This is a genomic window from Alcanivorax sp. HI0044 (assembly GCF_001634945.1).
This window is the reverse complement of sequence record NZ_LWEZ01001298.1, coordinates 1-2,109: the sequence shown is the minus strand read 5'-3', so window position 1 is coordinate 2,109 and position 2,109 is coordinate 1. Positions and strand designations below refer to the sequence as shown.

The window sequence follows — 2,109 nt, the reverse complement described above, 5'->3', positions numbered from 1 at the left end:
TCCGAGAGGCAAGGCGCAGCAGATGGGCGCTCCAGGCCACGCCCTTCGGGTCTTTCAGGCTGGCCCGCACTCGTTGTTGCACTTTTTCGATGGATGGACATATCTCGATCCCAGTTAGGGGACACCTTCAAAAGCGCGCCCTCTGTGCCCCGAATGGGGTATAGATTGCGAACCAGCCTGAAAGACTGAGCATGCAAGGCGTTATACAGAGGCTCCCTAATAAGACGCTGAAACACTATTTTCCTGAAATAAGGTTATGCTCTCCCGAGCCAGCCAGGGCAATGCCCTGGCTTTTTTATGTCGCTCAATGCTTGATTCCCGATCAGAAGGATCTGATATGTATCGCTTGTATGAATTTTCTTCCTCCGGTAACTGCTACAAATTACGCCTGGCCATGGCGCAACTTGGTGTTCCCTTTGAACGCGTGGAAAAAGACATTACGCGTGGCGAAACCCGCAGCGACGACTTTCTTGCCATCAACCCTAACGGCCGTATTCCCGTACTGGTAACCCCGGATGGCAGAACCCTGCCGGAATCCAACGCTGCGCTCTGGTACCTGGCCCGTGACAGTCAGCTGATGCCCACCGATGCCTTCGAGCAGGCTCAGGTGCTGCAGTGGATGTTCTTCGAGCAGTACAACCACGAACCGAATATCGCCACGTCCCGGTATTGGCTGCATGTGCTGGGAGAGCCGGAAAAGTACGCTGAAGGGCTGAAAGAAAAGCAACAAAAGGGCCATGAGGCGCTGGCGGTGATGGAGCGGCATTTACAGGCCGTGCCTTTCTTCGTGGGTGGGCGCTACTCCATTGCGGACATTGCCCTGTACGCCTATACCCATGTGGCCGATCAGGGGGGCTTCTCACTACAGGATTATCCGGCAATCAGGGCGTGGTTGGGGCGAGTAAAAGCACAGCCGGACTATGTTGGTATGCTGGATTGAAGGCGCGTTCCAGTGGATGGGGATTGCACGGCAAGGCGGCCGGTGTGGCGCCTTGCCGGGGGGGGTCACTGGCTCAGATGGTGAAAGTGGTACTTGAGATGGTCGTCAATAAAGCTGGCGATAAAGAAATAGGAATGGTCGTAGCCGGGCTGCATTCGCAGGGTGATCGGCACGCCGGCTTCCTCGCAGGCAGCGCTCAGCGCTTCCGGGCGGAGCTGGCCGTCGCTGTAGAAGTTGTCGGCATCCCCTTGATCAATCATCAATGGCAGCGCACTTCCCTTTGCCTTTAACAGCTCGCAGCTGTCCCAGTCTTTCCAGACTTCCTGGTTGTCTCCCAGATAGCCACCCAGAGCTTTTTCGCCCCATGGGCATTGGGCCGGGTTGCTGATTGGCGCGAAAGCGGAGACCGAGGTGTAACGCCCGGGGTTTTTCAGGGCGCAGATGAGTGCGCCATGGCCGCCCATGGAGTGCCCGCTGATGGCCTGTTTGCCATTGAGTGGGAAATGCGCCTGCACCAGCGCCGGCAACTCTTCGGTCACATAGTCGTACATGCGGTAGTGCTGGCTCCAGGGTGACTGGGTGGCATTCACATAGAAGCCGGCGCCGGAGCCAAAGTCGTAGCTTTCATGTTCACCGGGCAAGTCGGTACCACGCGGGCTGGTGTCCGGGCAGACAATCGCCAGCCCCAGTTCCGCAGCGGTTTTGTGGGCACCGGCTTTCTGCATGAAATTTTCATCCGTACAGGTCAACCCGGACAACCACCATAGCAGCGGCACAGTATTTTCTTCTGCGGCCGGAGGCAGATAAATGGCAAAGATCATTTCGCAGTTGAGCACCTGGCTGCGATGTTTGTAGCGCTTCAACCAGCCACCAAAGGATTTGGTGGCAGAAACCAATTCGATATCAGACATGATTTATCCTTTCTGACGAAGCCGCTGTAGGAGTACCTCTCGAGGTGCGAACCTGCTTGAGAGAAGTCCTTGCCAGGTAAGGTTCGCACCTCGAGAGGTGCTTGTATGTTTGAATGCTCTTCCTGCAACCATGCAGGACTTGCCGGGGTGGAGGGACCAAAGGAGCATCTGACCCAAGGGTACAGACGGTAGGAGATTTGGCCCCACCCCGCACCTATTCATACGCCGATAAAGAATCCATCGGCTGAGTTGCACCTC

General features: G+C 56.4%; 2 protein-coding genes. One reads left to right on the top strand and one right to left on the bottom strand.

The features are described from left to right. Positions 1-337 precede the first annotated feature (337 nt). Positions 338-940 carry a glutathione S-transferase family protein gene (locus tag A3730_RS18950; protein ID WP_063520954.1) on the top strand — a complete coding sequence of 201 codons (603 nt, stop codon included), beginning with the start codon at positions 338-340 and terminating at the stop codon, positions 938-940. A 65-nt stretch (positions 941-1,005) separates the two neighbouring features. Here A3730_RS18950 and fghA read toward each other — a convergent pair whose 3' ends face one another. Next, on the bottom strand, positions 1,006-1,851 hold the full coding sequence (fghA, locus tag A3730_RS18945) for an S-formylglutathione hydrolase (RefSeq protein ID WP_063520953.1): 846 nt from the start codon (positions 1,849-1,851) through the stop codon (positions 1,006-1,008). Positions 1,852-2,109 lie beyond the last annotated feature (258 nt).

What these genes read in the sequence shown, in the direction of transcription:
- A3730_RS18950 (WP_063520954.1), top strand. Translation starts at nt 338, where the DNA reads ATGTATCGCTTGTATGAATTTTCTTCCTCCGGTAACTGCTACAAATTA.
- fghA (WP_063520953.1), bottom strand. Translation starts at nt 1,851, where the DNA reads ATGTCTGATATCGAATTGGTTTCTGCCACCAAATCCTTTGGTGGCTGG.